The organism is Erythrobacter ani (genome assembly GCF_019204025.1).
Classification (GTDB): Bacteria; Pseudomonadota; Alphaproteobacteria; order Sphingomonadales; family Sphingomonadaceae; genus Erythrobacter; species Erythrobacter ani.
The window spans coordinates 90,178-113,820 of the sequence record NZ_JAGSPB010000003.1 but is presented as its reverse complement, the minus strand read 5'-3'; the positions used below and the strand labels follow the sequence as shown (position 1 = coordinate 113,820).

The window sequence follows — 23,643 nt, the reverse complement described above, 5'->3', positions numbered from 1 at the left end:
ACAGCACTCGGGAAAAACCCTTGGAATTTTGGCAGGGGTGGCCAGCCTTTGCTTAGCCGCGCCAATCGTGGCGGAGCCGGCAACGCATATGGGGGAACCTCCACTGGCGCCATACCTCGTGATCGAGGGGCGAACAGCCGCACCCCAGTCGCTGAATGCTGCAATGGAAAGCACTGGAGTCCAGGCGATTTCCTATGCGACGATCGAGAATGGCGAGCTCGCGACCGTTCGAACCGTTGCTGCCGATGAAAGATTTTCGGACGCCCCCCTGCGCTTCCAGGCCGCTTCGATCAGCAAACCGGTGAGCGCTCTGGGTATCCTGCGCTTCGTGGAACAGCGCGGATTGGACCTCGATGCCGATATCAATGAGTACCTGACAAGCTGGAAAGTCGATTACACCGGCTTCGAGGATGCGCCGCGGGTGACGATACGGCGACTGCTCTCGCACCGTGCGGGGCTCAATGTCCATGGCTTCCCGGGCTACGAGCCTTCGCCACAGATCCCCTCGACCCTTGACGTGCTGGAAGGACGCGGGAACACGGAAGCGATCGCACTCTTCCAGGCTCCGGGGCACCAGCTATTCCTATTCGGGCGGGGGATACACCGTTTTGCAGTTGATGGTTGAAGATCAGACGGGCGAGAGTTTTTCCGATTTTATGACGCGCGAGGTTTTACGTCCGCTGGGCATGGTCGACAGCCATTTCGAAGATGAACCGGGCGGCCCTCATCCAACTGCCAAGAGCGGTGAAGGGGAGCCCTTCGATGTCCCCTACCACGTCTATCCGGAGAAGGCGGCAGCGGCATTGTGGACCACGGCGCCCGATCTTGCGCGGTTCTTAATCGCAACCGACGCCATCATCGACGGCGAGACGCCCGACTTCCTCTCTGCCGAACTTGCTGCGCAGATGCTGGTCGTGCCTGACGGGGAGGGCGAGGAAAACTACGCGCTGGGCTTCGATGTGGTGAAGGACGAAACTCACCATGTGTTTCGGCACACCGGCGCAAACTTTGGCTACAAAAGCATCATGTACTTCGAACGATCATCCAAAACGGGTCTAGTGGCGCTCTCCGATTCGGAGCGAGGATTTGCGCTGAATTCGATGCTGGCCCGGGGCAAGTCGCGTACCGACGGACTGGATTTCATGTCGCAGCGTAAGGTGGTCCCGGTCTCGCAGAGCGAGGAGGATTGGGCTCGGATCGAGGGCATCTGGACCTTCCCCGACGGTCCCGGCCAAGGCCGCAAATTCCGTTTCTCGTCCGAGGGCGAGGCCGATCTTTACGCAGTGGAGATTGCGACGGGTGAAGTTTCCCGAATGGTGGCGACCGGACCGATGAAGTTTCTCGATACCGAGACGATATCCCCGCTGGTTTTTAGCAACAACAAGAACGGCGATCTCGAAGCGATCTTCGCGGCCCAATACCGGATGGTGCGCGCGGACTAATGTTCTTCGCGTCGATCTCGCTGGAGTGTTGAAAGAACTCCGCGAAGTGTCCGGACCTCTAGGTGGTTCCAGGCCGGCTTTGTAAGGACGGTGCGCAGTGTCCGCCGCGTGGCCTCCGCGCGGTCTTGGGGAAAGAAGTACCCCTTGGGTGCCAACATTCCCTCAAGGTGCGCGATCAATCCGTCGAGCTCTTCCTGCGGGGCCGGAGGCAGCTCTCTGTCCTCTGCCGTCGGCTGGACGAGATTGCCATCTTCCGTCTCTTCCCGCCCGATGCGCGACCACTCGTATGCGCAGAGGATGACCGCCTGAGCGAGGTTCAGAGAACCGAACTCCGGATTGATTGGTACGGTCAGGATATGCCGTGCAAGCGCAACGTCCTCCGTTTCCAGTCCCGACGCCTCGCGTCCGAAAAGGATGGCGTGGCGGCCAGCTTGCGAATGCATCAGCCGCGCGGCTCCGTCCGGGCCGACGACCGGCTTGGTCACACCGCGTTTTCGCACGGTGGTTGCGTAGACATGCTCGCAATCGGCCACCGCCTCGGCTGTCGTCTCGAACACGCGCGCCTGATCTAGGACGATGTCTGCTCCTGCGGCAGCGGGGCCGGCGGAGGGGTTGGGCCATCCATCGCGCGGGTTGACGATACGCATCTCGGTGAGACCAAAATTGAGCATAGCCCGTGCGGCTTTGCCTATGTTTTCGCCGAGCTGCGGTCGCACCAGGACGATGATGGGCTTGCTTGCTTCAGACATGCGGGATCAGTCTTTTGCCGCTTCGGCTACGGTGCTCGCAAATTCCTCGAAGTCCCTGGCTTCTGAAAAATCACGATAAACGCTGGCGAAGCGAATATAGGCGACACTGTCGATCTGTTTCAGTCCGTCCATCACCATTTCGCCGATCTTGGCCGAAGCGACTTCTGCTTCGCCGGCTGTTTCGACCTGTCGCTGGATCCCCGAAATAAGCTGATCGATACGCTCCTGATTGACCCCGCGTTTTCGGCACGCGAGGGATACCGAATGTTCGAGTTTGGATCGGTCGAAGGGTTCGCGCCGTAGATCTGAGCCGTCCTTGCCAGCCTTGACGATTACGACTTCACGCAGCTGCACGCGCTCGAAAGTGGTGAAGCGCGCTCCGCAATGCGAACACTGCCGCCGACGCCGGATGGCGGTGGCATCCTCTGTCGGGCGGCTGTCTTTTACCTGGCTGTCATCGTGAGCGCAAAAGGGGCAACGCATGCGGTATCAGGCTCAGGCGTCGGGATAGACGGGGAAGTCGGCGCACAGCTCAGCCACGCGCCTCCGCACGCTTTCTTCGATCTGCGCGTCGCCTTCGGGCCCGTTTTTCGACAGACCATCGACAACTTCGCTGATCAGCTTACCAACGGTCCGGAACTCCGCCGGGCCGAAGCCGCGCGTGGTGCCCGCCGGTGTGCCGAGACGAATGCCGCTGGTCACGAATGGCGAGCGGGTATCGAACGGAATGCCGTTCTTGTTGCAAGTCAGCCAGGCGCGATCGAGGCCCGCTTCGGCGGCTTTGCCGGTCACGTCTTTCGCGGTGAGATCGACAAGCATCGAATGATTGTCGGTCCCGCCCGACACGATCCGGAGCCCGTTCTCCTCGAGGCTCGCGGCGAGCGCGCGAGCATTTTCGACGATGCGGCGGGCGTAGCTCTTGAATTCAGGCTGCAAGGCCTCTTTGAAGGCGACCGCCTTGGCAGCGATGACGTGCATCAATGGGCCGCCCTGAAGTCCGGGAAAAACAGCCATATTCAGCGGTTTCGTATACTTCTCGTCGTTCCACAAAATGATGCCAGAGCGCGGGCCGCGGAGGCTCTTGTGCGTTGTCGATGTGACGATATCGCAATGGGGGAAGGGCGAGGGATGTGCGCCCCCGGCAACGAGACCGGAAATGTGGCTCATGTCGCATAGCAGGATTGCACCAACTTCATCGGCGATGGCGCGGAACGCCGCGAAGTCCCAGATGCGCGAATAGGCCGTGCCGCCGCAGATGATCAGCTTTGGCTTATGCTCACGCGCGGTGGCGGCAACCTCGTTCATGTCGATGAGTTCATCATCCTTGCGGACCCCATAGCTGACAGGGTTGAACCACTTGCCGCTCATGTTCACCGGCGACCCGTGGGTCAGGTGCCCGCCAGAGTTCAGATCGAGCCCCATGAACGTGTCGCCCGGCTCGAGCAGTGCGAGGAAGACCGCCTGGTTCATCTGGCTACCGCTATTGGGCTGCACATTGGCGAATTCGCATCCAAACAATTGCTTGGCGCGATCAATTGCGAGCGTTTCGACCACATCGGCGTAGTCGCAGCCGCCGTAATAACGCTTGCCCGGATAGCCCTCGGCATATTTATTGGTGAACACGCTGCCCGTCGCTTTGAGCACAGCTTTGGATGCGATGTTCTCGCTCGCGATCAGCTCGATCTTGTCCTGTTGGCGCTTCAGCTCATTGCCAATCGCCGCTGCAATCTCAGGATCGACGGTCGCAAGGTCATCGTTCCAGAATGAATCCATCGAATTCAGAACTTCGTTAGGCTGCGTGCTCATTGATGCGTCTCGATATGATCGGGAGAGGTTGGCGGATTGCCGAGCTTGGCGACGCGTCGTTGGTGACGACCCGAAGGATCGCCTGCATCTGCAAATTCGGTGTTGAGGAATGTCGCCACGCACGATTTTGCCATTTCGATGCCGATCAGGCGCGCACCCATGGCGAGGCAATTGGCGTCGTTATGTTCGCGGGCTAGCGCGGCGGAAAGAGGTTCGGAAACGAGCGCGCACCGAACCGCCGGATGGCGATTGACGCTGATGGAAATGCCGATGCCCGATCCGCACAGCGCGATACCGTATTCGACCGTGCCATCTGCAACCACGCTTGCGAGTTTGTATCCGTAATCCGGGTAATCCACGCTTTCGCCCGCATCCGGGCCGAGATCGGCGACTTCGTGGCCTTCATCGATCAGCCATTCAGCGAGTTGCGCTTTCAGGTCGGTCGCGGCGTGGTCTGAGGCAATGGCAATACGCATGGCGCTTACATAGGGCGGCAGATCGATTCTCTCCACCCCGTGTGAGCGGCTTTTCTACCGATCGCGTCGGTTTTTGGGCTCAGGCTCAGGCCAGCTTCTTGTTGAGCCACTTCCACAGTTTTTCGATCTCCTTGGCTGCCTTGCCATCGGGATCGATTTCGGCCGCTGTCTCACCCTTCGCCGAGGAGCGATGAAAAGCAGCGCGGTCCCCGAGAGAGACCGAGCACATCTTGAGGCCCATTTTCTTGGCGGATTTGCGCGCGTCTTCGGACAAGACGGTGGCGCCTGCCGGAACCGAGTTGAGCACCACATATGCGGGCTTTTTCGCGAAGGAGATAAGGTCTGCGATCGGCTCAAGCGCGTGCAGATCGAATGCGCGCGGTTTTGACGGGACCAGTACTATGTCGGCCGCCTTGATCGCCTCGCGAGCGGCGGCATCGGCGTGGGGAGGGGTGTCGATGACGATGAAATCGACGCCGTTCTTGCTTGCGCTTTCGATAGTCCTGCCAAGCCGCGCTGGCGGGCTCGTTACGACGACCGGCAGAAAGTCGCCGCGCCAGTCGGACCAGGCCGCGGCGGTCGCCTGCGGATCGGTGTCGATCACGCAGCTTTCAAGGCCAGCTTGCGCGGCGCGGGTCGCAAGATGGACAGCAAGGGTCGTCTTGCCTGAGCCGCCCTTCTGGCTGACGATTGCGATGGTTTTGGGTTGAGAGGTGGGCACGGATGACATTCCTCAACAGATTATATCGAACGACCTCTCTCACCAGCATGTGTTGCATGCAAAGTTAGCCATGTCCAACCTGCGCGCGATCAATGCTGTGAATGCTGGATTGATCAGGAGTGATGAGCGCCAACAGTGGGATAAATTTCCAACTCGGCAATCCGCGCATGGTCTGGCAGATTTATAATGTAAGCAAATGCCTCCCCGATATCATCGGGCCGAAGAGCGGTCGGTTTCGGTTCATCAAAAAAGGGCGTGTCGACCATACCCGGATCGATACTCGTCACCCGAACGCCGTGCTCGATAAGCTCATTTGAGAGGTTCTTGGCATATCCGCGGATAAACCATTTCGTGGCGCTATAGACTGATCCTGACAGGGCCACATGTCCTGCCTGCGAGCCGATGAGTATCAATTGGCCCTTCGTCTTTCGCAGGTGAGGGATCGCCAGTTTGCAAGTGACGGTCACCGCAAAATTATTGACGAGGATCATTTCGTGAAAATTTTCGATCTCACCGTGCTCGGTTCCGGTAGCGGAGGCGCCCAAGCCTGCATTGGCGAAGACCGCATCGATGGTCCCGAATTGCGCCAAAACCTCGGCGAACATGGCTTCCTGCTCTGCAGGTTTGGTCACGTCGCACTGTACCGCGATTGCGTTTTCAGCACCCAGCTCTACGACAATCTGATCGAGCTTGTCCTTCGATCTTGCCACAAGAGCTACGCGATGCCCGGATGCAACGACCGCCTTTGCGCAGGCCACGCCAATCCCTGAGGAACCACCTGTAATAACGATATTTTTCGTCGTCATGCCTACCGCGAGCGCTGCTGCTGATCCAGGTCTATGCTACTGATCGAGGAAAGAGCGCATCTTGCGCGACCGCGACGGGTGCTTGAGCTTACGCAGCGCCTTGGCTTCGATCTGACGGATACGTTCACGGGTTACGCTGAACTGCTGCCCCACCTCTTCCAAAGTATGGTCGGTGTTCATGCCGATCCCGAAACGCATGCGTAGCACGCGCTCCTCGCGCGGGGTCAGCGATGCGAGAACACGGGTGACGGTTTCCTTGAGATTCGCCTGGATTGCAGCATCCACTGGGATGATCGCGTTCTTGTCCTCGATGAAATCGCCGAGATGCGAATCTTCCTCGTCGCCGATCGGCGTTTCGAGGCTGATCGGTTCCTTGGCGATCTTCATCACCTTGCGCACCTTTTCGAGCGGCATGGAGAGGCGTGCTGCCATTTCTTCCGGGGTCGGCTCGCGGCCTTCCTCGTGAAGGAACTGTCGACTTGTGCGGACCAGTTTGTTGATCGTCTCGATCATGTGGACCGGGATACGGATCGTGCGCGCCTGGTCGGCAATCGAGCGGGTGATCGCCTGACGGATCCACCACGTCGCATAGGTGCTGAATTTATAGCCGCGGCGGTACTCGAATTTATCGACCGCTTTCATCAGGCCGATATTGCCTTCCTGAATGAGATCGAGGAATTGCAGGCCGCGATTGGTGTATTTCTTGGCGATGGAGATCACGAGGCGCAGGTTCGCTTCGACCATTTCCTTCTTGGCGATACGCGCTTCGCGCTCGCCCTTCTGCACCATGTTCACGATGCGCCGGAATTCGGGGAGCGCCATGCCCGTTTGCGCGGCAATATCGGTGATTTCCGCACGGATGCGGTCGATCGCTGCCTCTTCCTTCTCTGCGAAGGCTTTCCACTTCTTGTCCTTCTTCGCGTTGGCGATGATCCAGCTGTCGTCCAGCTCGTTACCGACATACGATTTCAGGAAGTCGATCCGCTTGATCTTGTGGCGCTCGGCGAGGCGCAGCATCTGGCCTCCGAGGGCAGTCAGGCGGCGATTGAAGGCATAGAGATTGTCGACCAGGAATTCGATCTTGGTCGCGTGGAACTGCATGCTTTCCACCTCGGCGGTCAGATCGTCGCCGAGTTTCTCGTACTTGTTTTCTTTCGCTTTCGGAAAGTCGTTGCCTGCCGCGAGAGTTTCGACACGCTCGGCCTGCAATTTCTCGAAAGTCTTGAACAGCTTGGTAATGCGCGCAAAACGCTCGATCGCGTCGGGTTTAAGCGTCGCTTCCATCTGGGCGAGGGAGAGAGTGTTGTCCTCTTCCTCCTCATCATCCTTTTTGGACTCGCCGCCTTCGCCGTCCTCTGCGTCGACATCTTCTGAATCAGAGTCGTCTTCGTCATCGTCGCGAATGGTCGGGCCGGCGGTTTCCTCGGAAATCTCGCCGTCGTCGTCCTCGTTCTCCTCCTCCATCTTGTCAGGCGGAGGCTCTTTGGAAAGCATCGCGTCGAGATCGAGGATTTCGCGCAATTGCATGTCCTCGGCATTCAGCGCTTCGGACCACTGGATGATGGCGTGGAACGTGATCGGGCTTTGGCAAAGCCCCATGATCATCATGTCGCGGCCGGATTCGATCCGCTTGGCGATGGCGATTTCGCCTTCGCGGCTGAGCAATTCGACAGCGCCCATTTCGCGCAGGTACATGCGCACCGGATCATCGGTCCGCTCGCCCGTGCCGGTTTTCTTGGCAGCGGGAGCCTTCGCGTCTTTCTTGGCTTCTTTCTTGGCATCGGCCCCGACGGCGATTTCCTCGACTTCGGATTCCTGCTCGGCCTCGGCCTCGGCTTCCTCGTCGTTTTCGACGATCTGCACGCCCATTTCCGAAAGCGCGGTCTGGATGTCCTCGATCTGGTCGGGGCTCATCTCACCCGAGGGCAGCGCCTCGTTGAGCTCATCATAAGTGATGTAGCCTTTCTTCTTCGCCTTGGTCATCAGCTTCTTCACTGCCGCCTCATTGAGGTCGATCAGTGGAGCGTCATCGTTTTCTTGCTTTTTGCTTTTAGCGGTCGAAGCCATGTATCGCTATCAATCCATCTCGAGGTTGTCTGCCGTTTCGCCCGTCTGGCTGTCCGACACCACCGAATTTCTGTCCCTGTCCGCCGGAGAGGCGGCCCGTTTGCGTCCGAATGCCTTCAAACGCTCTTCAACTGTTGTGAGCTGCTGCCGCAAGCGGGCCTGTTCTGCAAAGGATCCTTCCGGATCATCCTCAAACCTCGCAACCGTTGCTGCCATGGCAGCTTCGAGCGCTGGTTTATGGGCCAGCAACGACACAGCTTCGGCCAGTTCCTCGCGCGCTTCACCGGGGGGCGTGCCTTCTCGAAGGAAGGTATAACGATTGTCTACCGGTGGGGCAGGATAGCCTTGCTCCGCTGATATGGCGCTTTGACCGCCCGAATCAAGCGTTTCCGATAGCTCTATCAGCGATTCAATTGCGGGTGCGGCGTTTTGGTCATGCCGGGCGAGCCGGATGAGGGCTTCGGAATGCCCAGAAATCTCGTCCGGGTGGCGCACCAGACCGGCGATCACCGCGCTCAAAAGATCGGATCTCTGTCCGCCCGCCATCGCCTTCTGCAAGGTCGCGCGCGCACCGGCGGAAAGCGTTTTCGGAACAGCTGTGGCGCCTTGCCATGGCCCACGCTTGGCTTGTTCGCGTGGTTTGCGCGGTGGATAGGCGAATGCCGAGAAACGGTCGAGCAGGTCGCGCCGGTACAGCGACTGGATATCGCGGTCCTGGATCGTGTCAACATGCTCCATAAGCCGCGCCTTCAGCCCCGCCTTTGCCTCGGGGCTTTCAAGCGGCTGTGCATCCCGCTCAAATTCCCAAAGCGTGTCGAGCATGCTTTTCGGTTCCGCCAGCAATCGTTCCATTGCTCCTCGGCCCTGGCTGTTGATGAGATCGTCGGGATCCATTCCGCTTGGAAGGCGAACGATGGAGAGCGAACGCATTGGGGCGAGCATCGGTAAAGCGCGACCGATCGCACGCATGGCGGCCCGTTGTCCCGCTTGGTCACCGTCGAAACACAGCACTGGCACCTCGACCATGCGCCAAAGCATTTCGAGCTGCATCTCCGTAAGCGCCGTGCCGAGCGGGGCGACGGCGTCGTTAAACCCGGCCTGCGCCAGGGCCACGACGTCCATATATCCCTCGACGACGATGACTCTGCCTGTCTGGCGAGAGGCTGGTGCGGCGCGGTGCAGGTTATAAAGGGTGCGCCCTTTATCGAAGAGCGGCGTGTCGGGCGAGTTGAGATATTTCGCGAGACCATCACGGTCTTGGAGGATGCGCCCGCCAAATGCGATCACCCGTCCGCGGGTGTCCTGGATCGGCAGCATGACCCGCCCGCGAAACCGGTCATACGTGGTGCCATCATCGGTACGGATGCGCATACCGGTATCGACCAGCATTCCCTCGTCATAGCGAGCCAGGGCGCGGTTCAGGGCTTGCTTGCTCTCCGGCGCATATCCGAAGCCGAATTCGCGCAATGTCTCCGGTTTCAGTCCCCGCTGCTGCAAATACTCGAGCGCCTCGCGCCCATCGGCGCCGCGCAAATTGTCGACGAACCATTCCTGCGCATCGGTCGTCACGTCGATCAGGCTGGCGCGTTTCTCGGCCTTTTTCGCTGCGACAGGGTCGGGAGCGGGGACTTCCATCCCTGCTTCTGCGGCGAGTTCCTTGATCGCGTCGATAAAGGACAGCCCGCGCTGCTCGGTCATCCAGCTGATGACATCGCCATGCGCGCCGCAGCCGAAGCAATGATAGAATTGCTTCTGATCGTTGACGTAAAAGCTCGGTGTCTTCTCATCGTGGAACGGGCAGCACCCCTTCCACTCCCGGCCCGCCTTGGTAATCTTGTCTGTGCGCAGGATAACAGTGGACAGAGTGATGCGCGCGCGCAGTTCATCTTTCCATTGCGGGGTGATGGTCATGCGGGGAAAATGCGCCCCGCACGCCAATCATTCAAGCGCGAAGATCAACCGGCTGTGGGTATCGCTGTGCATGCATTGGTCGCGTTGTCATCCTTCGCCGGGTACGGGCCTTCGCCAGAAGCGGAAGCACCGTTGGCACGAATGGCATAGCTTACCGCCGGACCGGCAGGCGGAAGAGTGGAGCGCCAATAGAACGTGATGGGTTCGGCATCTTCCCATTGATCGCCGCCATCTCCGGCATTGGCAGTCCAGTATATCTGTCCGTCCTCTTCGCAAGTCACCACGATATTGATGCTCGATCCGGCGGCGGCGACTGCCTCGGCCTTGGAAAAGCCTGCTTCGCCGGTGAAGCCGTGCGCAGGTGCGGTCATCATGAAGGCGGCGGCGCTTTCGATATCGATATCATCGGTGCCAGCGCCTGCGCCGGTGGTCGGATCCATGTCCTCGCCCGGATAGACAATGTGGACGTAGGTGTAGATCGTACCTTCAGGTGCGGTGTTCGGATCGCATGTCTCCATCCCGGCGGGACAGGCGACGAAGGACGTGATGTCGGCAAGGATCCCGACTTCGTTGCTCAGGCTCGTCTTTACCTCCGGCCCGCGCGGACCGACAATCTTCGCGCCCAATTCCAGGTCGGCGAAATCTCCAGGATCGATTGCCGACAGCAGCGCCGCCGCTTCCCCGTCGGTCGTCGCCACCTCAAGCTCCGCTGCCTCCGGCGTGTCGGCGTCGTAATCGACTTCCGCTGCCGGATCGCCGCAGGCGGTGAGAAGCAAAGCGGGCGCAATCAATAGCGTGTGGCGGATCATAGCGGAGTTCCCTCAAAAACTGTTCTTAAGCATGGCACTCGCGGTGCCCATATCCATTACAGCGCCGTATCTGCTCTTCAGTTCCGCCATCACCTTGCCCATATCCTTAATGGAAGCGGCGCCAGTGGTTGCCTTGGCCTCTTCGATGGCGGCTCTGGTTTCATCCTCGCTCATCATCTGCGGCAGGAACTCGTCGATAATGGCGAGTTCCCGGCGCTCGTTTTCGGCGAGTTCTTCACGGCCGCCGTCAACATACATGGTTATCGATTCGCGTCGTTGCTTCGCCATTTTTTGCAGAACCGAGGTGACGAGTTCGTCATCGGGTATCTCTTTCCCGCTCGTCCTTTGCTCGATATCGCGATCCTTGATCTTGGCGGAGATCTGGCGAAGCGTGGCGGTGCGGTCTTTTTCGCCTGCCTTCATGGCGGTGATTGTGGCGGCTTTGATGTCGTCGCGGATCATGGCGTGTCTGTCTTTTCGTCTAAGTTGTGGATGGATCGCTTAACGCGGCTCTCTATCTCATTGCGAGCGTCACGCCTAGGTTGACGGAGAGCCGCTGTGGGCCTAGCCGATGGGACTTAGCGACATTGCTGGAAACACCTGACTCGGAGAGCCCCCAATGGCTTCTGCTGCCCAACGTCCTGCGCAACCTGAAGGTGCGACGGGAGTCCTGGTTCTGGCCGATGGGACGGCGATCTGGGGGAAGGGCTTTGGCGCGATGGGCGCGGCCGTGGGCGAGGTGTGTTTCAACACCGCGATGACCGGCTATCAGGAGGTGATGACCGATCCGTCTTACGACAGCCAGATCGTCACATTCACCTTCCCGCATATCGGCAATGTCGGCGCAAATGACGAAGACGTTGAAAGTCGCGGTTTGGGCGCAGTCGGCTGCATCGTCCGCGAGGAAGTCACCCCGCATTCCAATTTCCGTGCCCGCAATGAATTCGTTGAATGGATGAAGGAGCACGGAAAGATCGGCCTGTCCGGCGTGGACACCCGCGCTCTGACCCGCCGGGTCCGTCTGCACGGTGCGCCAAATGCCGTCATCGCATATGAACCGAGCGGCGCATTCGATCTCGATGCACTGGTCAGGCAGGCGCAGGAGTGGAGCGGTCTGGAAGGGCTGGATCTGGTCCCGCGCGTCTCTCGGCAGGAAAGCGAAGATTGGCGCGGTGGGCATTGGCAACTCGGGTTCGGCTATACCGAAAGCAATCGCGAGCGCCCGCATGTCGTCGCCATCGATTACGGCGCGAAAGACAATATCTTCCGCAACCTCGTGAAGGCGGGCGCGAAGGTAACGGTGGTCCCCGCGCGCAGCACGATCGACGAAATCATGGCGCTGAAGCCGGAAGGCGTGTTCCTTTCGAACGGCCCCGGCGATCCTGCGGCGACGGGCGAATACGCTGTGCCGGTCATCAGGGAATTGCTTGAGCGCGATGTGCCGCTCTTCGGCATCTGCCTTGGTCACCAGATGCTGGGCCTCGCGGCGGGAGCAAAGACTGCCAAGATGCACCAGGGCCATCGCGGCGCAAACCATCCGGTGCAACGCGTGGGCGAGGGCTGGGGGGCAAGCGAAGGGCTCGTTGAAATCACCAGCATGAATCACGGCTTCGCGATCGATGCGGAGACTCTGCCAGATAGTCTCGAGCAGACCCATGTGAGCCTCTTCGACGGATCGAACTGCGGGATCGCGGTGAAAGGGAAGCGCGCTTTTGGGGTGCAATATCACCCGGAGGCAAGCCCGGGGCCGCAGGATAGTTTTTACCTGTTCGAGAAGTTCGTCGGGGGGCTGGGGTGAGCGTTCAGTTGCCGCTTGTCCTCTGCGGAAGTAAGGGGCTCAGTGCTTTCGCGGCATTGGCGATAATTAGTTCGACGTCCGCGCTCGCCCAAAATCCGGCGATGACGCCGCCGCCTCTTGCCGAGTGGCCCGGTGCTGAAATCGCGCCCGGCGTGGCCTTTCAGGGTGATGGTTCGGTCACGCTTCAGGCGGGGGCAGGCGAGCTTCCGGTGATCGCGTTCTGGCGGCCTGTTTTGTTCAAGGAAGACAGCGACAAGCCCGTGGCCGGCCGGATGGATTGCCGGGTTGTCGCCAGCGAGGGACTTTACAGCGAAGACGGTTTCGACCCCGACGCTCTGCATGAGGTCAGCGAGGAGCTTCGCAGGGATCAGGGTTACCGGGATGAGGACATCCTCCGCGATATTTCCGATACCGTCCGCCAGATCGATGTTGTCGGCCGGCGCAATGATCCGCACCAGCATTACGTGCTGAGCTATATCCTGGTGCGCGATGGCGAGCGCATAATCGACATTCGCCGCAATTGCACTTTCGTTCATGGCGAAGGCATCAGCCGGATCGACGCGCTTCCTTACGTTTATCGCTACACAAAACTCACATACGCTTTCGAGCCGAATACAGGGGAAAAGGCATGATGCGCCTGAAACCGATTGCCGTTGTCGCTGGCCTGGCCACGCTTTCCGGCTGCTCGCTCTTCGACGGTACAGACCCGCGCGAACGCGATGAAAGCGTCGAGGCATGCGCAAAGAGGATGGCCGGATGGGACGCGATCGCCGAAATCGGCCGCGTCAACAAGGACGGCAATTACACACCGACCTACACATTCGACATCACCAAGCTCGGACTTGAAGAAATGCAGGCGCTTACCGTCGACGGCGGCGATGAAACGGCGGGATCGCGCGGGATGGCATCGACCAACGAGACCTCGACTGCGGTTGATCAGTTCATGCAGCGTTCGGTCGATGAGAAGGGTGCGTTTTTCCTCGGGAGAGACCCTGCGCTCTACCGTGTTCGCGGCGCGGCGCAGCCATTCGAAAAGATCCTCACCACGGGGTGCGAGCGCCAGCAACCCGGCAAGCAGCTTATCGCGATCTCCCTCGAGCCGGCGGGCGAGATTATTGACGGGCCCGACGCGGCCACAGAAAACGAGAACAACAACTGATGCCCAAACGCACCGACATCTCCTCCATTCTCGTCATCGGTGCTGGTCCGATCATTATCGGGCAGGCCTGCGAATTCGACTATTCGGGCACGCAGGCGATCAAGGCCTTGAAGGAGGAGGGTTACCGCGTGGTCCTCGTCAATTCGAACCCGGCGACGATCATGACCGATCCCGAGTTCGCGGACGCGACCTATATCGAGCCGATCACGCCAGAGATCGTCGCCAAGATCATCGCCAAGGAAAAGCCCGATGCGTTGCTTCCTACCATGGGCGGGCAGACGGCGCTCAATTGCGCGCTGAAGCTCGACGAGATGGGTGTCCTCGCCGAACATGGTGTCGAAATGATCGGCGCGAAGGCCGATGCGATCGACAAGGCGGAGAACCGCCAGCGCTTCCGCGAGGCGATGGACAAGATCGGCCTCGAAAGCGCGCGCAGCGGCGTTGCGAACACCCTCGAAGAAGCGCGTGCACTGATCGATCACACCGGCCTGCCAGCGATCATCAGGCCAAGCTTCACGCTCGGTGGAACAGGCGGGGGCATCGCTTACAACAAGGCAGAGTTCGACATGATCGTCGGCGAAGGCCTCGATGCGTCGCCAACGACCGAAGTGCTGATCGAAGAATCGCTGCTCGGCTGGAAAGAATACGAGATGGAGGTTGTCCGTGACCGGGCGGACAATTGCATCATCATCTGCTCGATCGAGAATGTCGATCCGATGGGCGTGCACACGGGGGACTCGATCACGGTCGCACCCGCGCTCACCCTTACCGACAAAGAATACCAGATCATGCGAACTGCCAGCATCGAAGTGCTGCGCGAGATCGGCGTCGAAACCGGCGGATCGAATGTCCAATTCGCGGTCAATCCGAAAGACGGCCGGTTGATCGTTATCGAGATGAACCCGCGCGTGTCGCGCTCATCGGCGCTCGCTTCGAAGGCGACCGGATTTCCGATTGCGCGCGTCGCGGCAAAGCTGGCCGTCGGCTATACTCTGGATGAGATCACCAATGAAATTACCGGGGCAACACCCGCTAGTTTCGAGCCGACGATCGATTACGTCGTGACCAAAATTCCGCGCTTTGCCTTCGAGAAATTCAAGGGCACCGAGCCTTTGCTTTCCACCGCCATGAAGTCGGTCGGCGAGGTCATGGCGATCGGACGCAATTTCGCCGAAAGCTTGCAAAAGGCGCTGCGGGGTCTCGAAACCGGACTCGATGGGTTCAATCGCATTCCCGAATTGGAAGGTGTGCATAAAGACGTCATCACTGCGGCAATTTCGCGGCGAACACCGGATCGTCTGCTCAAGGTCGGGCAAGCTTTCCGCGAAGAACTGACCGTCGAGGAAATTCACGCGGTGACGGGATATGACCGCTGGTTCCTTCGCCAGATCGAGGCGATCATCTACGAAGAGCGGATGCTTGCGCATAATGGCCTACCGCGGACTGCTGCGGAGCTCAGACGGCTTAAATCCATGGGCTTTTCGGACCGGCGCCTGGCGACACTGGCAGTGAGATCTGTCGGCGTTGCCGGTGGTCTCGCGGAGACGCAGGCAAAGCGTTCGGGGCTGCTGCATGACGCTCTCCAAGCCATGGCCGGTGCCACCAGTGAAAGCGAAGTCCGCGAATTGCGTCACAAGCTGGGCGTCCATCCGGTGTTCAAGCGCATAGACAGCTGCGCCGCCGAATTCGAAGCGGTCACGCCCTATATGTACTCCACCTACGAAGCGCCGAGCTTCGGTGTGCCAGAGGACGAATCCGCGCCATCGGACCGCAAGAAGATTGTCATTCTAGGCGGTGGGCCGAACCGGATCGGGCAGGGGATCGAATTCGATTATTGCTGCGTTCATGCCTGCTTCGCACTCGCCGAGCAGGGCTATGAGACGATCATGGTGAACTGCAATCCGGAAACGGTTTCGACCGATTACGACACGTCGGACCGGCTCTATTTCGAACCGCTGACGACAGAGGACGTGCTTGAAATCCTGCGTGTCGAACAGCAGGCGGGCGAGCTGGTGGGAGTGATCGTGCAATTCGGGGGGCAGACCCCGCTGAAACTGGCTCAGGCGCTGGAGGATGAAGGCATCCCCATCCTCGGCACGTCACCCGACGCAATCGACCTTGCTGAAGACCGCGAACGCTTCGCGAAACTGGTCAACCGGCTGAAGCTGAGGCAGCCCGATAACGGGATCGCCTATAGCCGCGACGAGGCTGCGGCGGTGGCCGCGCGAATCGGCTATCCCGTCCTCCTGCGCCCGTCCTACGTTCTAGGCGGCCGCGCGATGGAGATCGTCGATTCAGAAGCGCAGCTCGATGATTACATCAAGACCGCCGTGAACGTATCGGGCGACAGCCCGGTCCTGGTCGATCAGTATCTGCGCGATGCGATCGAATGCGATGTGGATGCGCTCTGCGATGGAGACGAAGTTCGGATAGCCGGGGTCATGCAGCACATCGAGGAGGCAGGGGTGCACTCCGGCGACAGCGCCTGCACGTTGCCGCCTTACTCGCTGGGCGATGATATCATTGCCGAAATGGAGCGTCAGGCGGTCGCGCTCGCCACCGCTCTAAAAGTGCGCGGCCTTATGAATATCCAGTTCGCCGTGAAGGGCGATGACGTCTACTTGATTGAGGTCAATCCGCGGGCAAGCCGCACGGTGCCATTCGTGGCAAAGGCGATCGGCCAACCAGTCGCCAAGATCGCGAGCCGGATCATGGCAGGCGAGAAACTCGCCGATTTCGAGCCGTTCAAGCGCGATTTGCCTTATATGGCGGTGAAGGAAGCCGTGTTCCCCTTCAACCGCTTCCCGGGCGCGGACCCCATCCTGACACCGGAAATGAAATCGACCGGAGAAGTCATGGGGATCGACCAGACATTTCCCGTCGCATTCCTGAAATCGCAAATGGGTGCGGGCATGATCCTTCCGAGAGAGGGTACGGTCTTCGTATCGGTCAAGAATAGCGACAAGTCAGTCATCGTGCCTGCTGTTAAGACCCTGATCGATAAAGGTTTCGCTATAGTCGCAACGGGCGGTACCCAGTCTTATCTGTGCGAACAGGGGCTCGATGTCGCGCATATCAACAAGGTTGCCGAGGGCCAGCCACATATCGTCGACAAGATTATCGACGGTGAAATCGCGCTGATCTTCAATACGACCGAGGGTTGGCAATCGCTGCTCGATTCGAAATCGATCCGCGCAACGGCGCTCGAAAAGAAGGTGCCGTACTACACAACGGCTGCAGCTTCCCTCGCGGCGGCGCAGGCAATTGCGGCCATCGAACCGGATCAGCTTGAAGTCCGCAGTTTGCAAGACTATTATAGCTAAGCAATTAAGTTGTCCCTCCCGACATTCTGCCTCGTCGAGGCCGCCTCAAGAAGAGACGGCCCTTGTCGAAATGATGCAGATCGGTGCGGGTGGCGACGAGAGAGAAAGAATTGGAATGGCTACGATGGATAAGGTCCCGATGCTCGCCGAGGGGTACGAGCGCCTGACCGCAGACCTCAAGACGCTGCGCGACGAACGTCCGAAGATCGTCGATGCGATCGAGGAAGCCCGTGCGCATGGCGACCTGTCGGAAAATGCAGAATATCATGCGGCCAAGGAACGTCAGGGCCAGGTCGAGGCCATGATTGGCGATATTGAAAGCAAGATCAGCCGCGCGCAGATCATTGATCCTTCGACGCTGACAGGCGACAGGATCGTGTTCGGTTCCACGGTCACCCTGCTCGATGAAGACGACAAGCCGGTCAAATATCAGATCGTCGGTGAAACCGAAGCGGATGCCGCGTCGGGCCGGATTTCTTTCAGCTCGCCTTTGGCGCGGGCGCTGATCGGCAAGCAAACCGAAGACGAGATCGAAGTGACTGTCCCTTCGGGCGACAAGTTCTACCTCGTCGAAAAGATCGAATTCATCTGATCACTGTGTCCGAAGCGCCTCAATCGAGGAGCTTTTCCATGGCATAATTGTGGATCGCGACAGCGTGATTGCCATGCGCGATTTCGAAGTCGCGCCGATGCAGGATGGCATATCCGGCACGCTCGAAGGCCGGACATGCCAGCTCGCTTGCCTCTGTAAAGAGGCGAGTGATGCCGATCGAGCGCGCTTTGACCTCACAATCTGCAAGTAGCTTGTCCGCCAGCCCTTTGCGGGTGTGTGCAGGGTGACAGTAAAGCATATCGAGGTGGCCATCCGGCTCTAGCAGAGCGTAAGCGACTGGCGCACCCGACGCATCCACGGCCACATTGATCCAGGCCCCGGCTTTCGCGCGGGCGAGGAAGCGCTGTGGTCCCGGATGACGCGCCGCCCAAGCCTCGACCTGGGCAGGGCTGTATCGATGTTGACCGACATTGCGGATGGCCGCCACAGTCAAGTCCGTGAGCGCCGGCGCATCTTCCGTAACGAATGGCCGTATCGAATAGGCCATATCAGTCCGCAGGAGCCGTTAGGCGTCCGGCGTCAGAAGCTTGTGAATATGGACGACAACGTACTTCATCTCGGCATCGTCGACCGTTCGCTGGGCCTGCGCGCGCCACGCGTCGACCGCGGCCTCATAGGAGCTGTACACGCCAACGACATGCAGGCTTTCGGGATCTTGGAATTCGATACCGCGAGGGTCGGTGACGCGCCCCCCCATCACGAGGTGGAGCCGCTGTTCTGTAGTGGTTTCTTCCATGAAAATATCCTTGGGGAGGAGAGCCTGAAAATTCACGCGCCCTTTAGCCGATTGGGCATCATGAGCAAGTGCGGCGTGAGCCGTCACCTGATTAAAGCAATTCAGTGCGTCACTTTGTCCTTCAGGTCGCGGACCGCCCGGCCAGCGCGGCGGCGCGTCCGCCGTGTGACTTCGCGGCTTTTGTCTGCTGCTGAGCCTGCGAAATATTCAGCGTCCCGGCGAAGCTTGCGGGCTTTCGATCCTGCACTGTCGCCGATGTCCTCAAGCTTGTCCTGACCGGCCTGCGCTGTTTCCATCGCATCGTCGATCAGCTTGATCCCGTAGGCGGTGATGGCATCAGCGATCAATGTACCGAACCTCGAAACCTGTTTGGTTGAAACATTGCCGACAGCGCTTTTCGTGCTGCTGGCGGCGCTGTTGACGGCGTTTACGGTACCGGTGGCAACACCGCGAGCCGCGCGGCGTCCGGGAGAGGTCATGGCTCCGATCACCAGGCCGACCGCAATAGCTCCGCCCAGGACCGTCAATGGGTGCTCGCGCGCGTAATTTGTTGCAGCGCCCGCTGCTTCCTTGGCCTGATCGGCAAGCGTTCGTTGCTCATTGCGGCGCTCACTCGCCTCGATCTTGGCGCGCAGCTGATCGCGCTTGTCTATGGTTACGGGAGTGTTCTTGTCGTCGGTCTCAGTCATGGGGTTCTCCGGGGGGAATGATATCCTCAGAGGCATCGTCGGCCGCTGCGGTGTCTAGTTCGGTTGGGGACTGCGCAGCGTCGCCGTGATCCAATTCGTCATCGTCTGCGTCCTCGGCACTGCCCAGGCCGAGCATTTCGAAAATCGGCTCACGCGAAATCCACAGGAGGATCGCGCCGACCAATGCGGCGATGATACCGGGATTGCCATCGGCACTTTGCTTAGCCGTTTGGAACACGTCCTTCGCGCCTTCGCCGACGCGATCGACCATCCTGCCTGCGATACCCTGTCCAGAAAGCGAAGCGCGGACATGCGCCAGGTCGGCCAGGAAAACCTCGCGAGCGGCGTCGCGAAGGGCGCGATCTTCGTAGAAACGTCTATCGAGATCCTTCATGCGTCGTCCCTGTCGTTCGACGATCCAAACATCAGCCCTAACCGGTCGGCATTGCGTTTCGCCTTCAGTACCAGCAAGCCAGTGACAAGCAGCAAGACGCCAACCACGATTGCGATGGCACCCCAGATCGTGACCAGTGGCTCCAGCGCAATTACCAGGCCGACCGCCAGGGCGAGAACGGCGATGTGAAGCGTGATTGCGGCCACCACCAGTAATGCGGCGGCCTTGCCTACACTTGCGCCCGCTATTTTCGCGCGGGTTTTCTGAAAGCCTATCTCGGCTTCGGCATAGGTGCGCCCATCATCGATGAGCGCTGCCAGTTCCTCGGTAATCGACTCGTCGTATTCGACCTCTTCATCGCTGGAGGGATCAGTTTCAGCAAAGTCTGGGCCGGCAGGATCCAGAGCATCGTGCTCCTCATCCGCCGGACGGTCATCATCACGCATTCACAGTCCCCCCAGGATCGGGATTATTTGCTCGAGCCGCGGAAAAGCCGGGCAAGCAAATAGCCTGCGACAGCGGCGATACCAATCGCCGTGCCAGGGCTTTTGCGCACAAATTCGCGCGCATCTTCGCCCAGTTCGTCGACGCTTTTGGCATCGAGCTTGGCCGATGTTTCGGCGAGGCTGCGCGACGCCCTGCGAGCGTAATCGCCATATTGTTCGCCAAGCCGTTCATCGATCTGCGGCGCGGTATCGGCAATGACTTTGCCGATCGAGGCGATGCCATCGCTGGTTGCCGATTTCGCATCGACGGCGAGGTCACCAGCGCGGTGCTTCGCTTTTTCGCCGTATGCACGTGCTTCGCCGAGGATGTCGTCGCCTTTGCTGCGGGCCTGATTGCGGTATTCGCCAGCACGATCGCCAGCTTCAGCGCGCAGCGCGGCTGCGCCTGCCTTGGCCTCTTCGAGCGCAGCGTTGAACCGGGTCTTCGCCTCATCGGCGGGTTTCATCGTGGCAGCGGTTTTCTTGGGCGCGGCCTTCTTGGGCCCGGTCGACTTGGTCGTCGCGCCTTTGGTGGATGTCCGTGCCGGGGTTTTTGTAATCTTAGTCTCAGCCATAGTCTTTCTATCAGCCCTCCATGTTGTTGCTTTTCCAGACGGAATGCGCGGGGTTGCAGTTTTGATTTCAACGCGCCTTGCGCCTCGATGTTCCGACGAATAGGGGGAAGCGGAATTATCGGGATGCGCACTGCGATCGGACACCGAAATCGGTGTGTTATCTTGGTACAACACTTTTGCCCCGGAGCCAAGCATGACAGCCATTATCGATCTGCACGGACGCGAGATTCTCGACAGCCGCGGAAATCCCACCGTCGAAGTCGATGTCCTGCTCGACGATGGCAGTTTCGGGCGGGCTGCGGTGCCTTCCGGCGCATCGACGGGTGCCTACGAAGCTGTCGAGCTGCGTGACGGGGATGCGGCCCGGTACAAGGGTAAGGGCGTGTTGAAAGCGGTCGAGGCCGTGAACTCCGAAATCCGCGACCTCCTGATCGGGGTGTTCGATGCCGAGGATCAGCGCGATGTCGATCTCTCGCTCATCGCGCTAGATGGGACGGATAACAAATCACGGATCGGCGCAAATGCCATTCTCGGCACCAGCCTGGCAGTTGCGAAGGCCGCCGCTAATGCGCGCGGACTGCCCCTGTATTCTTATCTCGGCGGTGTATCGGCGCATGTCCTGCCGGTACCCATGATGAACATCATCAATGGCGGCGAACATGCCGACAACCCCATCGACATCCAGGAGTTCATGATCATGCCGGTCGGGGCGGATAGCCTGGCCGAAGCCGTGCGCTGGGGTTCGGAAGTGTTCCACACGCTGAAAAAGGGGCTCTCGGACAAGGGTCTTGCCACAAGTGTCGGCGACGAAGGCGGTTTCGCGCCCGACCTTGCCAGCACCCGCGCTGCGCTCGATTTCATCATGGCATCGATAGAGCAGGCCGGGTTCAAGCCGGGAGAAGACATCGTTCTGGCGCTGGATTGCGCAGCGACCGAATTCTTCAAGGACGGAAAATACGACATTTCAGGTGAGAGCCTTAGCCTCGATGGCGCGGGTATGGCCGAATACCTGGCGAAATTGTGCGCCGACTATCCCATTAGATCGATCGAAGATGGCATGGACGAGGATGATTTCGATGGCTGGAAAGCGCTGACCGATGCGATCGGTGGCAAAGTGCAGCTCGTCGGTGACGATCTGTTTGTGACAAATCCGGCAAGATTGTCGGATGGCATTGCGAAAGGCCTGGCCAATTCCCTGCTCGTGAAAGTCAATCAGATCGGCACGCTGACCGAGACACTCGCCGCCGTCGATATGGCGCACCGCGCCGGCTATACTTCAGTCATGAGCCATCGATCCGGTGAAACAGAGGATGCGACCATCGCCGATCTGGCGGTCGCGACGAATTGCGGGCAGATCAAGACCGGCTCGCTCGCGCGGTCGGACAGGCTGGCAAAATACAATCAGCTGATCCGGATCGAAGAAGAACTGGGCGATGGCGCTGTTTACGCCGGACGAGCCTGTTTCGGGAGCTAAGCAAGCGCGCGCCCCTAAAGCCCCGCCGACGCCTCGTCGAAATAGGCATTCATTTTCATGAGAGCTGCATTAGACAGCCTCACGTAAACGCGGCGCTGATCATTGGGGTCATGTTCGCGGATAATGAGGTTCTGATCGGCGAGAATGCCGAGCCAGCGAAGGCCCGTGGTCGGCGGCGCGGCGGAACCGATACAGGCGCTTGAGACAGAAACGGTCTTTCCGCTTGCATGGGCGGCGTAGAGATCGAGCAATATGTCCCAGGCGGGCTCACCGAACAGGTCGGTATTTTCGAAGATGCTCTCCCGCTTTCGGCGGACCTCGTAAATGCTGCGTGCAAGTTCGCCGTATCGGACGAGGCCATCAGCTTGATCGCCCATCGGTGGCACCGCAGGCGCTAAGTTGGGGCCGATCCTTGCTATGGGACTTGGCGCTTCAAGTGCGCGTGATGTTGTCTCCATCGCAGAGAGTTGACGCGCTATCGAACCCAGTTGCTGCGCAAGCGTTCTCAGATCTGCTTGCGGCGCTATCTGGTCCGGGCATTTGTCCGGCGGAACATCTTGCAAATCCCATGTCTTGGCGTTTCCCATTATCGCGCGACCTGCCGGGCTGGATTGCAGATCATAGCGCTGGTTCGATCTTCGCTCGCAAACATGCTGACCGTGTAGCGAAATAGCATTGGCATCCTCCGGCGCGGTGCTGCGCGATCATTCCCGCGGACAGCGTGAAACAACCGATATCGCCGGACACTAGACGAGTGGGATACGAATGAAATTAAGGGCGAACCCCTACCAAGCTTCAGAAAATCCCGTCGCGGATTGCCTCATCCGGAACGAGGCAAAGGATCGCGGGATCATAGGGCGCCAGCCCGCAATTGGTGATCGTCGCAATGTTGCTATGGAGCTGCTCGATCGCGGCATTTACATGGATTGCCGCTATCCCCGCGCCAAGCTCGTCCAGGGTCGCCAATTGATCATCGAGTGTGTCGATGACCGCTTGAAGCTCGTGAGCTTGCGGTAGGGGCTTATCGGCCATTGTATAATCCAATCAGACACGTGGGTTTACGACCTCAAACGCCCACGCCTCTTCGTCCGTGACCGCCACAAACAGTCCTAAGCGTGACTTATGAATTTCTATATCCGGGAAAATGCGTATGTGAATCCGTCGAAATGGCCGTGTTTACCTGCGCCTAACGTGCGAAGCGATCTGCGAGGGAGAGCAGCGCAAGCGCCGCCTTGGCTGCTTCACCGCCCTTGTTTTTCTGCGCAGGGTCCGCGCGCACCTGCGCCTGATCTTCGTTCTCGACAGTCAGGATCCCGTTTCCGATAGGTATCCCGTCCATCGTCAGGGCCATGATCGCCCGCGCACTTTCGCCGGCGACGATTTCGAAATGATATGTCTCACCGCGGATCACCACGCCGATCGCCACAAAGCCATCGTATTCGCCGCTTTCAGCGCCCAGCGCGATGGCCCCCGGAATTTCGAGCGCTCCCGGTACGGTCAGCACTTCGACTTCGTGCCCGGCACCTTCGATGGCTGCCTTTGCACCGGCAATGAGCATGTCGTTGAACTGTTCGTAAAAACGCGCTTCGACAATCAGGAATTTGGCCATG

27 protein-coding genes are annotated in these 23,643 nt (G+C 59.5%); 8 read left to right on the top strand and 19 right to left on the bottom strand.

Annotated features, from left to right (window positions below):
• Nucleotides 1-88: 88 nt before the first annotated feature.
• Both KCG45_RS13305 and KCG45_RS13300 read left to right on the top strand, forming a co-directional pair.
• Nucleotides 89-625 (top strand): serine hydrolase, encoded by a 537-nt coding sequence (locus tag KCG45_RS13305; protein WP_218317796.1) that lies wholly within the window; start codon nucleotides 89-91, stop codon nucleotides 623-625.
• Nucleotides 618-1,442 (top strand): serine hydrolase domain-containing protein, encoded by an 825-nt coding sequence (locus KCG45_RS13300; protein WP_255548225.1) that lies wholly within the window; start codon nucleotides 618-620, stop codon nucleotides 1,440-1,442. Before KCG45_RS13305 ends, KCG45_RS13300 begins: the two co-directional genes overlap by 8 nt.
• Here the strand turns inward: KCG45_RS13300 and KCG45_RS13295 are convergent.
• The 10 genes from KCG45_RS13295 to KCG45_RS13250 all read right to left on the bottom strand — a co-directional run bounded on the left by KCG45_RS13295 (nucleotide 1,439) and on the right by KCG45_RS13250 (nucleotide 11,249).
• On the bottom strand, nucleotides 1,439-2,191 hold the full coding sequence (locus tag KCG45_RS13295) for an RNA methyltransferase (RefSeq protein WP_218317794.1): 753 nt from the start codon (nucleotides 2,189-2,191) through the stop codon (nucleotides 1,439-1,441). The genes KCG45_RS13300 and KCG45_RS13295 overlap by 4 nt on opposite strands.
• Nucleotides 2,192-2,197: 6 nt before the next feature.
• The gene (gene nrdR, locus KCG45_RS13290) at nucleotides 2,198-2,674 is read right to left on the bottom strand and encodes a transcriptional regulator NrdR (protein ID WP_218317793.1); all 477 of its coding nucleotides are present in this window, start codon (nucleotides 2,672-2,674) and stop codon (nucleotides 2,198-2,200) included.
• A 12-nt stretch (nucleotides 2,675-2,686) separates the two neighbouring features.
• Entirely contained in the window at nucleotides 2,687-3,997 is a 1,311-nt protein-coding gene (glyA, locus tag KCG45_RS13285) for a serine hydroxymethyltransferase (RefSeq protein WP_305040795.1), read from the bottom strand.
• Nucleotides 3,994-4,473 (bottom strand): ribose 5-phosphate isomerase B, encoded by a 480-nt coding sequence (gene rpiB / locus KCG45_RS13280; RefSeq protein WP_218318051.1) that lies wholly within the window; start codon nucleotides 4,471-4,473, stop codon nucleotides 3,994-3,996. The genes glyA and rpiB overlap by 4 nt, the downstream gene beginning before the upstream one ends.
• 85 nt (nucleotides 4,474-4,558) lie before the next feature.
• Entirely contained in the window at nucleotides 4,559-5,194 is a 636-nt protein-coding gene (parA, locus tag KCG45_RS13275; RefSeq protein WP_369410794.1) for a ParA family partition ATPase, read from the bottom strand.
• A gap of 113 nt (nucleotides 5,195-5,307) precedes the next feature.
• Nucleotides 5,308-6,000: an SDR family oxidoreductase gene (locus KCG45_RS13270; RefSeq protein ID WP_218317791.1), complete on the bottom strand. Its 693-nt coding sequence runs from the start codon at nucleotides 5,998-6,000 to the stop codon at nucleotides 5,308-5,310.
• 36 nt (nucleotides 6,001-6,036) lie between these two features.
• Nucleotides 6,037-8,067 (bottom strand): RNA polymerase sigma factor RpoD, encoded by a 2,031-nt coding sequence (gene rpoD, locus KCG45_RS13265; RefSeq protein WP_218317790.1) that lies wholly within the window; start codon nucleotides 8,065-8,067, stop codon nucleotides 6,037-6,039.
• Between the two features lie 9 nt (nucleotides 8,068-8,076).
• Complete coding sequence (dnaG, locus tag KCG45_RS13260) at nucleotides 8,077-9,978, bottom strand: DNA primase (RefSeq protein WP_218317789.1); 1,902 nt, start codon at nucleotides 9,976-9,978, stop codon at nucleotides 8,077-8,079.
• Between the two features lie 44 nt (nucleotides 9,979-10,022).
• Nucleotides 10,023-10,787, bottom strand: a complete 765-nt coding sequence (locus tag KCG45_RS13255) for a hypothetical protein (RefSeq protein ID WP_255548224.1) — start codon at nucleotides 10,785-10,787, stop codon at nucleotides 10,023-10,025.
• Between the two features lie 12 nt (nucleotides 10,788-10,799).
• Nucleotides 10,800-11,249: a GatB/YqeY domain-containing protein gene (locus tag KCG45_RS13250; RefSeq protein WP_218317788.1), complete on the bottom strand. Its 450-nt coding sequence runs from the start codon at nucleotides 11,247-11,249 to the stop codon at nucleotides 10,800-10,802.
• 157 nt (nucleotides 11,250-11,406) lie between these two features.
• Between KCG45_RS13250 and carA the strand changes: the two genes are divergently transcribed.
• The 5 genes from carA to greA all read left to right on the top strand — a co-directional run bounded on the left by carA (nucleotide 11,407) and on the right by greA (nucleotide 17,659).
• Entirely contained in the window at nucleotides 11,407-12,585 is a 1,179-nt protein-coding gene (carA, locus tag KCG45_RS13245) for a glutamine-hydrolyzing carbamoyl-phosphate synthase small subunit (RefSeq protein WP_218317787.1), read from the top strand.
• Nucleotides 12,582-13,217 (top strand): carbamoyl-phosphate synthase large subunit, encoded by a 636-nt coding sequence (locus tag KCG45_RS13240; protein WP_369410793.1) that lies wholly within the window; start codon nucleotides 12,582-12,584, stop codon nucleotides 13,215-13,217. Before carA ends, KCG45_RS13240 begins: the two co-directional genes overlap by 4 nt.
• Entirely contained in the window at nucleotides 13,214-13,744 is a 531-nt protein-coding gene (locus KCG45_RS13235; RefSeq protein ID WP_218317786.1) for a hypothetical protein, read from the top strand. Before KCG45_RS13240 ends, KCG45_RS13235 begins: the two co-directional genes overlap by 4 nt.
• Nucleotides 13,744-17,067, top strand: a complete 3,324-nt coding sequence (gene carB, locus KCG45_RS13230; RefSeq protein WP_218317785.1) for a carbamoyl-phosphate synthase large subunit — start codon at nucleotides 13,744-13,746, stop codon at nucleotides 17,065-17,067. The genes KCG45_RS13235 and carB overlap by 1 nt, the downstream gene beginning before the upstream one ends.
• Before the next feature lie 115 nt (nucleotides 17,068-17,182).
• Entirely contained in the window at nucleotides 17,183-17,659 is a 477-nt protein-coding gene (gene greA, locus KCG45_RS13225; RefSeq protein ID WP_218317784.1) for a transcription elongation factor GreA, read from the top strand.
• A gap of 19 nt (nucleotides 17,660-17,678) precedes the next feature.
• Here greA and KCG45_RS13220 read toward each other — a convergent pair whose 3' ends face one another.
• The 6 genes from KCG45_RS13220 to KCG45_RS13195 form a co-directional block, all read right to left on the bottom strand.
• Nucleotides 17,679-18,167 carry a GNAT family N-acetyltransferase gene (locus KCG45_RS13220; protein WP_218317783.1) on the bottom strand — a complete coding sequence of 163 codons (489 nt, stop codon included), beginning with the start codon at nucleotides 18,165-18,167 and terminating at the stop codon, nucleotides 17,679-17,681.
• An 18-nt stretch (nucleotides 18,168-18,185) separates the two neighbouring features.
• The gene (locus KCG45_RS13215; RefSeq protein ID WP_218317782.1) at nucleotides 18,186-18,416 is read right to left on the bottom strand and encodes a DUF4170 domain-containing protein; all 231 of its coding nucleotides are present in this window, start codon (nucleotides 18,414-18,416) and stop codon (nucleotides 18,186-18,188) included.
• A gap of 101 nt (nucleotides 18,417-18,517) precedes the next feature.
• Nucleotides 18,518-19,105: a hypothetical protein gene (locus tag KCG45_RS13210; RefSeq protein WP_218317781.1), complete on the bottom strand. Its 588-nt coding sequence runs from the start codon at nucleotides 19,103-19,105 to the stop codon at nucleotides 18,518-18,520.
• Entirely contained in the window at nucleotides 19,098-19,499 is a 402-nt protein-coding gene (locus KCG45_RS13205) for a hypothetical protein (RefSeq protein WP_218317780.1), read from the bottom strand. Before KCG45_RS13205 ends, KCG45_RS13210 begins: the two co-directional genes overlap by 8 nt.
• The gene (locus tag KCG45_RS13200; RefSeq protein WP_218317779.1) at nucleotides 19,496-19,945 is read right to left on the bottom strand and encodes a phage holin family protein; all 450 of its coding nucleotides are present in this window, start codon (nucleotides 19,943-19,945) and stop codon (nucleotides 19,496-19,498) included. Before KCG45_RS13200 ends, KCG45_RS13205 begins: the two co-directional genes overlap by 4 nt.
• 23 nt (nucleotides 19,946-19,968) lie before the next feature.
• Entirely contained in the window at nucleotides 19,969-20,559 is a 591-nt protein-coding gene (locus tag KCG45_RS13195; RefSeq protein ID WP_218317778.1) for a hypothetical protein, read from the bottom strand.
• Between the two features lie 193 nt (nucleotides 20,560-20,752).
• Here KCG45_RS13195 and eno point away from each other — a divergent pair, with 193 nt between their 5' ends.
• Entirely contained in the window at nucleotides 20,753-22,033 is a 1,281-nt protein-coding gene (gene eno, locus KCG45_RS13190) for a phosphopyruvate hydratase (protein ID WP_218317777.1), read from the top strand.
• A 14-nt stretch (nucleotides 22,034-22,047) separates the two neighbouring features.
• Here the strand turns inward: eno and KCG45_RS13185 are convergent, their stop codons facing one another.
• The 3 genes from KCG45_RS13185 to ribH all read right to left on the bottom strand — a co-directional run bounded on the left by KCG45_RS13185 (nucleotide 22,048) and on the right by ribH (nucleotide 23,642).
• Nucleotides 22,048-22,410 (bottom strand): helix-turn-helix domain-containing protein, encoded by a 363-nt coding sequence (locus KCG45_RS13185; protein ID WP_218317776.1) that lies wholly within the window; start codon nucleotides 22,408-22,410, stop codon nucleotides 22,048-22,050.
• Nucleotides 22,411-22,828: 418 nt separating this feature from the next.
• The gene (locus tag KCG45_RS13180) at nucleotides 22,829-23,065 is read right to left on the bottom strand and encodes a hypothetical protein (protein ID WP_218317775.1); all 237 of its coding nucleotides are present in this window, start codon (nucleotides 23,063-23,065) and stop codon (nucleotides 22,829-22,831) included.
• Between the two features lie 154 nt (nucleotides 23,066-23,219).
• Nucleotides 23,220-23,642, bottom strand: a complete 423-nt coding sequence (gene ribH / locus KCG45_RS13175; protein ID WP_218317774.1) for a 6,7-dimethyl-8-ribityllumazine synthase — start codon at nucleotides 23,640-23,642, stop codon at nucleotides 23,220-23,222.
• Between the last annotated feature and the right edge of the window lies 1 nt (nucleotide 23,643).

What these genes read in the sequence shown, in the direction of transcription:
- KCG45_RS13305 (WP_218317796.1), top strand. Translation starts at nt 89, where the DNA reads ATGGGGGAACCTCCACTGGCGCCATACCTCGTGATCGAGGGGCGAACA.
- KCG45_RS13300 (WP_255548225.1), top strand. Translation starts at nt 618, where the DNA reads ATGGTTGAAGATCAGACGGGCGAGAGTTTTTCCGATTTTATGACGCGC.
- KCG45_RS13295 (WP_218317794.1), bottom strand. Translation starts at nt 2,191, where the DNA reads ATGTCTGAAGCAAGCAAGCCCATCATCGTCCTGGTGCGACCGCAGCTC.
- nrdR (WP_218317793.1), bottom strand. Translation starts at nt 2,674, where the DNA reads ATGCGTTGCCCCTTTTGCGCTCACGATGACAGCCAGGTAAAAGACAGC.
- glyA (WP_305040795.1), bottom strand. Translation starts at nt 3,997, where the DNA reads ATGAGCACGCAGCCTAACGAAGTTCTGAATTCGATGGATTCATTCTGG.
- rpiB (WP_218318051.1), bottom strand. Translation starts at nt 4,473, where the DNA reads ATGCGTATTGCCATTGCCTCAGACCACGCCGCGACCGACCTGAAAGCG.
- KCG45_RS13270 (WP_218317791.1), bottom strand. Translation starts at nt 6,000, where the DNA reads ATGACGACGAAAAATATCGTTATTACAGGTGGTTCCTCAGGGATTGGC.
- rpoD (WP_218317790.1), bottom strand. Translation starts at nt 8,067, where the DNA reads ATGGCTTCGACCGCTAAAAGCAAAAAGCAAGAAAACGATGACGCTCCA.
- dnaG (WP_218317789.1), bottom strand. Translation starts at nt 9,978, where the DNA reads ATGACCATCACCCCGCAATGGAAAGATGAACTGCGCGCGCGCATCACT.
- KCG45_RS13255 (WP_255548224.1), bottom strand. Translation starts at nt 10,787, where the DNA reads ATGATCCGCCACACGCTATTGATTGCGCCCGCTTTGCTTCTCACCGCC.
- KCG45_RS13250 (WP_218317788.1), bottom strand. Translation starts at nt 11,249, where the DNA reads ATGATCCGCGACGACATCAAAGCCGCCACAATCACCGCCATGAAGGCA.
- carA (WP_218317787.1), top strand. Translation starts at nt 11,407, where the DNA reads ATGGCTTCTGCTGCCCAACGTCCTGCGCAACCTGAAGGTGCGACGGGA.
- KCG45_RS13235 (WP_218317786.1), top strand. Translation starts at nt 13,214, where the DNA reads ATGATGCGCCTGAAACCGATTGCCGTTGTCGCTGGCCTGGCCACGCTT.
- carB (WP_218317785.1), top strand. Translation starts at nt 13,744, where the DNA reads ATGCCCAAACGCACCGACATCTCCTCCATTCTCGTCATCGGTGCTGGT.
- greA (WP_218317784.1), top strand. Translation starts at nt 17,183, where the DNA reads ATGGCTACGATGGATAAGGTCCCGATGCTCGCCGAGGGGTACGAGCGC.
- KCG45_RS13220 (WP_218317783.1), bottom strand. Translation starts at nt 18,167, where the DNA reads ATGGCCTATTCGATACGGCCATTCGTTACGGAAGATGCGCCGGCGCTC.
- KCG45_RS13215 (WP_218317782.1), bottom strand. Translation starts at nt 18,416, where the DNA reads ATGGAAGAAACCACTACAGAACAGCGGCTCCACCTCGTGATGGGGGGG.
- KCG45_RS13210 (WP_218317781.1), bottom strand. Translation starts at nt 19,105, where the DNA reads ATGACTGAGACCGACGACAAGAACACTCCCGTAACCATAGACAAGCGC.
- KCG45_RS13205 (WP_218317780.1), bottom strand. Translation starts at nt 19,499, where the DNA reads ATGAAGGATCTCGATAGACGTTTCTACGAAGATCGCGCCCTTCGCGAC.
- KCG45_RS13200 (WP_218317779.1), bottom strand. Translation starts at nt 19,945, where the DNA reads ATGCGTGATGATGACCGTCCGGCGGATGAGGAGCACGATGCTCTGGAT.
- KCG45_RS13195 (WP_218317778.1), bottom strand. Translation starts at nt 20,559, where the DNA reads ATGGCTGAGACTAAGATTACAAAAACCCCGGCACGGACATCCACCAAA.
- eno (WP_218317777.1), top strand. Translation starts at nt 20,753, where the DNA reads ATGACAGCCATTATCGATCTGCACGGACGCGAGATTCTCGACAGCCGC.
- KCG45_RS13185 (WP_218317776.1), bottom strand. Translation starts at nt 22,410, where the DNA reads ATGGGCGATCAAGCTGATGGCCTCGTCCGATACGGCGAACTTGCACGC.
- KCG45_RS13180 (WP_218317775.1), bottom strand. Translation starts at nt 23,065, where the DNA reads ATGGCCGATAAGCCCCTACCGCAAGCTCACGAGCTTCAAGCGGTCATC.
- ribH (WP_218317774.1), bottom strand. Translation starts at nt 23,642, where the DNA reads ATGGCCAAATTCCTGATTGTCGAAGCGCGTTTTTACGAACAGTTCAAC.